Raw genomic sequence first — 6,467 nt, forward strand, 5'->3', positions numbered from 1 at the left:
TGGACCGGAAGCCGCGGACCGGGATTCGTTCCGGAAGGAGCCTTCATGGACGCGCCGTCACCCTGCGGAGCGCCCGCATTCCGGACCGGAGAAGTCACAAGAAAACGGGCGTCCCGGATCGGGACGCCCGTGGAAAGGACCCATCGATTCGAACTTGGTCGCCGGAGAAACGCTCTCCTTCCCTCGTCAGGTGCCGTGGCACAGGGTGTTGTTGAAGCACCCGGATGGGGTGCCCGCCGCAGGAGCGGTGGACGACGGGATCACGTTACCAAGCCCGCGTTGCGTGGCAGGCTGGGATATCGGTGCTGGTGTTGGTGGGCATGCAGGACCCGGTTCCTGCCGTTGCCCCGGGGACGTAGGTCTGCACAAGAGTGGACCCACCTCCGATCGTCACGGATGCCTGCGTGTCGATGCTCGTCGTTACGAGGTTGTCGAAGTGCGCCCCGACCGCCGGATCCGCCAGCTTCGTCGTGTCGTGGCACACGACGCAGGTAGGAATGACGTCAGGGAGCAGGAACGGAAAGAAAAACACATGAAATTCATGAAAACCTGAGAAGTACCCGTTGAACTGACCTGTCCCGGAGGCGTGGCAAAGGGTGCAGTCCGCATTCACGTTGATCGAGCCCGTCTGCCAGGTCGGGGTCTGCTGTCCGCCGTGGCAGCTCACGTTCGTGCAGGTCAGCGCCACGTTGTCGAAAGAGGGGGTTCCTGACTTGGCGTTGAAGAAGAATTGGAAGACAACTTCCCCGGGGGGCACCCGAAGGGCGTCCTTGCCGGGACGGGCGTTCGCCCGATCATAATGCCCTGCGGTTCCCGACCCGAGTCCGTTGTGGCAACTGTCGCAAACTCCCGTCACCCCCGCCAAGGCGTTGTGGGTCGCGTGTCCTCCCTCGACGTTTGGATAGGAGGTCCCGCTCGGAGGTTCGGTGTGGCAGGAACTACAAACGAGGAACGTGAGGGGAGAGCCGGCGACGTGGCAAGTCCGGCAGGCAGGCGCTGTAGCCAGGGGAGACGGCGGATCGATCCCGTGGCAGTTGGCGCATACCGCGGCAAAGGTGTTGTCCGTCGCCTGAAAATGTTCGGGCGTAGGGAAGGGGACCGCGTGGATCCCGAGGAACGTCGGTCCGCCCGCGTGGCATCCCTGTCCGCTGCGGGAGGAAAGGAAGCAGGAAACCCCGGAGATCCCGCCCGATTGCGAGGCATTCGTCACGGAACCATGGCAGGAGACGCAGATGCTCCCGTCCGGAAGGGCGAAGCGGGGATGGGAGGCGATCCATCCCGCGGGATGGTTCCCCTGCTCGTTGACCAGGGAGAGTCCCGAGGTCGTGGTGCTCGTGGAGCAGCCGCCCGCGGCGAGGGCGACGAAAACGATCAATAGGATCGGCCACAGGGCACGAGGCTCATTGGCTTTCGGCATTCCCGCTCTCCTCCGTCTTTGCATATTCATCTATCGCTGCCGGATCCCCTCTTCACCGGTGACAGGCGCGGCATTTCGTATCGTTCTTGTTTCCGTGGCACCGGAAGCACGAGCCGGGGTCGAGCCGCCCGTCGATCTGGTGCAGCACGATGTAATCCCCCCGGTGCGGGAGAACCCGGTCCGGCCGGTCCCCCATCTTCGTGTTCGGCTTCCGTTCCTCGTTCCGGACGTGGCACGTCTGGCAGAACGACGGGACGTGGCATGACGCGCAGAGGTTCTGCCCCTGCGAGGCATACATCGAGTGCTCCCGGATGAACACGATCGAATGGCGGAAGGTCTCATACGGCTTGAGCGCCCCCGTGGAGACGTTCTCGTGGCACTCCCGGCAGTCGACCCGACGCGCGGCCAGTTCCTCCGGGTGCTTCGGGGGAACGGATGCCGTCGGGGAAACCATCGAGCAACCCATGAGCATGGCAAGGGCGACCGCCCCTGCAACGATCGCGAACGCGTTTCGGCGCATCGTCACTTCCCTCCCGTGGTGGTGCCCAGATCCAGCGAGGCCTTGATCAGCCCGACGTAATCCTCCGTGAACCTCGGGCTGCGGGTGTACGTCACGTCCCCGGACACCTTCAGATACGGAAGCACCTGATACCCGGCGGATCCCACGACCTGGTAGGCATCCTTGATCCCGACGATCTGTCCCTTGTACCGCTGGGTCAGGCCGTCCAGGGAGAAACGCCATCCCGCGGGGGTGTACGTCGCGAAGGCCCGGTACTCCTGATATTCGTTCTCGTCCCGGTCCGCGGATACGACGGCCGCCGACAGGCCGGCCACGTCTTTCAGGTCGTTGTAGGCGTAGCGCAGTCCCGCCTCGAACCGGGTGGCGTCTCCCGGGTCGCTCCGGTCATGGCGGATGTTCTTCCCTCCCAGTTCCACCGTCAGCCCCTCGGCGACCTTGAGGTCGACGATGGCAAAGAGGACCTGCACCTCGTCGGTGTTGTCGATCGCCGGGGATAGAAAAGCGGAATGCAGCGCCGTCTGGAAGAGGTCCTTGTATCGATACCCTTCGTACCCCACCGCCAGGTCGAGGCGGGGGTAGGGCGTCACGCGCAGGACATACCGTTGCGAGGCAAGAGCGCTCGTGGAGGAGTTGTAGGCGACTCGTCCCGTGAGCTCCACCGGGGTGAACGGCTTCACCCAGAAATCTCCTCCGACCGTCTTCCGGTCGTCCCCCCGGAAGTCCCCTTTCTCCTTGAGGTAGGTGACCCCGATCTCGGCGAACCCCGCCCGGGCGAAGAAGAGACGCCCTCCGTAGATCGAGTCCCCCGTCTCCGTGGAACTGATCGTCCTTTCGACGGGAATCCCGCCGAAGACGGAGAGGCCGAACCCCACCGGGGTCCTCGTCTTCAGGAATATCCCGTCCAGGATCTCGGCCGCGGTTCCTTCCGTGAAGAAGAAGCGGCCGAGGCGCATCTCCGCGTTCCCCGTCGGGTGAAGGTACTGGACGTAGGCGCTGGCGATATCGCCCCCGAGGCCGTCGTCATCCGTGTCGTCTCTCAGATCAAGACGGCCCCACCCGTAGAAATGGAAGGAAAGAGGCTTCCCCCCCAGATTGCTCGCGTCCCCCGAGAGGTACTCGTACAGGGGAGCGAAATTCCGGTCACCCCCTCCCGGGATCTCCCTCTGGTAGGAGAGAAGATAGGTCCGGGAGGAAAGAGTGATGTCTGCGGCCCGGCAAGGATCGGGAAGAAGGACTGGCAGGAGAAGGAGAAGGACCGCGCAACAAAGGCCCATCCCCAGGCGCGGGCTCACCCCGTGTCGAAGATCTCGCATCGCTTTCCCCCGTCGTACAGTCGTTACGAACCGGTTATCGCCGGATATCCCGGGGAAACGACCCCCCGAAGACGCTCGCCGTCCCCCGGCGCCAGGGAGAATCCGCTGTTGCCTTGCTTCTCTTCCTGCTTTATATTCGAGAACGGTTATCACGCAACGGATGCGCTACGACGGACATGGGAAAAGCGATAAGAAAAACAATGTTTTGCGAATATGATGGTGGCCGGAAATCTCAAAATTCGCAGACATATTACCGTACAGGTATTGCTATTCTCCGCGCCGGATGGCTGGCACAGAAAACCCCTGTTTCGTACGGGCTGCCGTGTTTTCGCGCCGATAAAACGGGGCAAGTATACCATCGCTGGACGAACATACAAATAAAAAAAATCGGGAGACGATATGAACTATCGCAACGGCCTGACGATCGCCGCCGCCTTTTTTTTCCTGGCCCTCTCCTCCTCTTCGCACGCCTTCATGAAGGAGGGTTGCGCCAGCGGGGAGTGCAGGGATTGCCACCGACTGACGCGCGAGGAAGCGGGGAAGATGCTGGAAGGGGCGGTCGACAACGTCCTGACGGTCGAGGAAAGCGTCGTCGGGGGGCTTTGGGTCGTCGACATCGAGAAGGGCGGAAAGCGGGGTCCCGTCTACATCGACTTCTCGAAACAATATCTCGTCAGCGGCCAGATCATCAAGCTCGCCACGAGGGAAAACATCACGGAAAGCCGGCTCATGAGGCTGAACACGGTGGACGTCTCCACCATCCCGCTCGGAAACGCCATCGTGATCGGGAATCCGGAGGCGAAGCGGAAGATCATCGAATTTTCCGACCCGGACTGCCATTTCTGCGCGAAGCTCCATGAGGAGGCGAAGAAGGTGGTGGCCGAAAACCCCGACGTCGCCTTCTTCGTGAAGCTCTATTCCCGGAACAACAACCCGCGGACGGTGCAGAAGGCGTTCTCCGTCCTCTGCGGAAAGAAGAACGCCCCCAAGCTCCTGGATGACGCTTTTGCCGGAAGGAAGCTTCCCCCGCCGAAGTGCGCCACCGCCGCCGTGGAGGAGACGGCGCGTCTTGCCGCCCGACTGCAGATCCGGGGAACGCCGACGATGATCCTTCCCGACGGGCGAATCGTCAACGGATACCGGGATGCGGACACCATCCTCAAGCTGCTTAAGGAAAACGCGGCGGAAGCGCAGAGGAAATAGGCAGGTCATGGCCCCCAAGAGGGCGGGAGTCCGGGGAACCTGATATAATCCGGGGTGCCCGCCTGCGGCCCAAAGGAGACCCCATGAAACGGCTGTGCGTACCCCTCGCCGCCGGAGCGATCCTGCTTTTCACCGCGGTTCCTCCGGCCCCGGCCTACCAGAAAGACGCCGGCCCCGCCAAGGAGTGCACCGAGTGCCACACCATGAGCCCGGCGGAGGCGGGAAAGGCGCTCGGCAAATTCGTGGACAACGTCGTCGGCGTCGTGCCGGGGCCGTTCCCGGGAACGTGGGAGGTCGACGTGGAGAAGGGGGGGAAAACGTACCCCCTCTACCTGGACTACTCGGGAAAATACCTCTTCAACGGCCAGGTCATCCGGATGAGCGACATGGAGAATCTCACCGGCTTGCGCTACATCGACCTGAACCGCATCGACGTCTCCGCGATCCCGCTCGGGGACGCGGTCGTCATCGGGAACCCCGAGGCGAAGCACAAGGTCATCGTCTTCGACGACCCGGACTGTCCCTGGTGCAATAAGCTCCACGGCGAGATCAAAAAGGTCGTGGCGCGCGATCCCGGGGTGGCCTTCTTCGTCCGCGTATATTCGCGCAACAACAACCCTGCGTCCATCCGCAAGGCTCTCTCCATCGTCTGCGGGAAGAAGGAGGCCGCGAAACTCCTGGAGGACGCCTTCGCCGGGAAGGAGCTTCCCCCCGGGGACTGCAAGACGAACGCGGTGGAGGAGACCGCGACGCTGGCCCGGAAGCTGGGGATCCAGGGGACGCCGGCGATGATCCTTCCCGACGGGAGGCTGATCAGCGGCTACCTGCAGGCCGACGCGCTGCTCGAGCTTCTCCGGCCGGAGAAGTAGCGCACGACAGCTCCTTGCAGAACCTGCTGCATTTCCTCGAGGCGTATCTGAAGACAGGGTCCGCCCTGGCCTATGCGGCCGTCTTCGTCGGGGGAGTGCTCATCAGTTTTACCCCATGCGTCTACCCCGTCCTCCCCATCACGGTCGGATATATCGGGGGGAGAAGCCCGGGATCGAAAACGAAGGGCTTTTTTTTGAGCCTGTCCTACCTCCTGGGGATGGCGGCCATGTACGCCGCGCTCGGCAGCGCCGCGGCGCTCACCGGCCGGGTCTTCGGCCAGACGACCGCAAGCCCGTGGACCAACATCGTCGTCGGGGCCGTCTGCCTCCTGATGGCGCTCTCCCTGCTCGACGTCTTCCACGTGCCGCTCCCCGCCTTCCTTTCGGGCGCTTCGCCCGGGAAGAGGCGCAGCGGGATGCTCGGCGCCTTTGCCGTCGGGATGGCGTCCGGGCTCGTCGTGGGACCCTGCACCGCGCCGGTCCTGGGCGCCCTCCTCGTCTACGTGGGGGCGAGGCAGAACGTCCTGTTCGGGGCGTCCCTCCTGTTTGTCTTCGCCCTCGGGATGGGCTCCCTTCTGCTTGTCATCGGGACGTTCACGGGCCTGCTGGCCAACCTGCCGAAACCGGGGAGGTGGACGGAAATCATAAAGAAGGGGTCCGGGTTCTTCCTGATCCTCGTGGGGGGATACTTCCTGGTGGAAGCAGGGAAACTGCTCGTATGATCACCGGGCGGGATACGGAATGAGGACGAACGGGAAAATCGCGGCGGCGTTGACCCTATTGCTGCTGGCCGATGCGGGGCTGGGGGCGCTGCGAACGGCGGCCCGGGGAGGTTTGCCGGCTTTCGCCGCCTCGTCCGGCAAGCCGGAGTGGGTGGACTTCACCCTGCCGGAGGCTGGCGGCGGCCAGGTGTCCCTGAGTCGGTTCATCGGAAAGAAGCCGGTGCTCCTCATCTTCTGGGCCACCTGGTGCCCCCACTGCAACGAGTCGGTCCCGGCCATCAACAGGATGCACTCGGGGCCCCCGACCAGGGATACGCTTGCGATCCTCGCGCTGGACTACATGGAGAGCCGGGAGAAGGTGCGGGCCTTCATCGAGAGAAAGAAGGTCGCCTTCCCGGTCCTGCTGGACAGGAGCGGCAGCGT

General features: G+C 63.5%; 7 protein-coding genes. 4 read left to right on the plus strand and 3 right to left on the minus strand.

Annotation, left to right across the window (positions count from 1 at the left end):
• Positions 1 to 265 precede the first annotated feature (265 nt).
• Genes VJ307_10720 through VJ307_10730 form a run of 3 tightly spaced genes read right to left on the minus strand, consistent with a single transcriptional unit; the run spans position 266 to position 3,250 of the window.
• Positions 266 to 1,417 (minus strand): CxxxxCH/CxxCH domain-containing protein, encoded by a 1,152-nt coding sequence (locus tag VJ307_10720; protein ID HJX74608.1) that lies wholly within the window; start codon positions 1,415 to 1,417, stop codon positions 266 to 268.
• Positions 1,418 to 1,469: 52 nt separating this feature from the next.
• Positions 1,470 to 1,937 carry a hypothetical protein gene (locus VJ307_10725; protein HJX74609.1) on the minus strand — a complete coding sequence of 156 codons (468 nt, stop codon included), beginning with the start codon at positions 1,935 to 1,937 and terminating at the stop codon, positions 1,470 to 1,472.
• A 2-nt stretch (positions 1,938 to 1,939) separates the two neighbouring features.
• Positions 1,940 to 3,250 carry a hypothetical protein gene (locus tag VJ307_10730; protein ID HJX74610.1) on the minus strand — a complete coding sequence of 437 codons (1,311 nt, stop codon included), beginning with the start codon at positions 3,248 to 3,250 and terminating at the stop codon, positions 1,940 to 1,942.
• 399 nt (positions 3,251 to 3,649) lie between these two features.
• On the opposite strand from VJ307_10730, the gene VJ307_10735 reads away from it, so the two are divergent.
• From VJ307_10735 to VJ307_10750, 4 genes are all read left to right on the plus strand, one after another.
• Complete coding sequence (locus tag VJ307_10735) at positions 3,650 to 4,453, plus strand: DsbC family protein (protein ID HJX74611.1); 804 nt, start codon at positions 3,650 to 3,652, stop codon at positions 4,451 to 4,453.
• An 83-nt stretch (positions 4,454 to 4,536) separates the two neighbouring features.
• The gene (locus tag VJ307_10740) at positions 4,537 to 5,322 is read left to right on the plus strand and encodes a DsbC family protein (protein HJX74612.1); all 786 of its coding nucleotides are present in this window, start codon (positions 4,537 to 4,539) and stop codon (positions 5,320 to 5,322) included.
• 14 nt (positions 5,323 to 5,336) lie between these two features.
• The gene (locus tag VJ307_10745; protein HJX74613.1) at positions 5,337 to 6,044 is read left to right on the plus strand and encodes a cytochrome c biogenesis protein CcdA; all 708 of its coding nucleotides are present in this window, start codon (positions 5,337 to 5,339) and stop codon (positions 6,042 to 6,044) included.
• A 19-nt stretch (positions 6,045 to 6,063) separates the two neighbouring features.
• The coding region (locus VJ307_10750; GenBank protein HJX74614.1) for a TlpA disulfide reductase family protein at positions 6,064 to 6,467 on the plus strand (404 nt) is incomplete at its 3' end.

The organism is Candidatus Deferrimicrobiaceae bacterium (assembly GCA_035256765.1).
Classification (GTDB): domain Bacteria; phylum Desulfobacterota; class Deferrimicrobia; order Deferrimicrobiales; family Deferrimicrobiaceae; genus CSP1-8.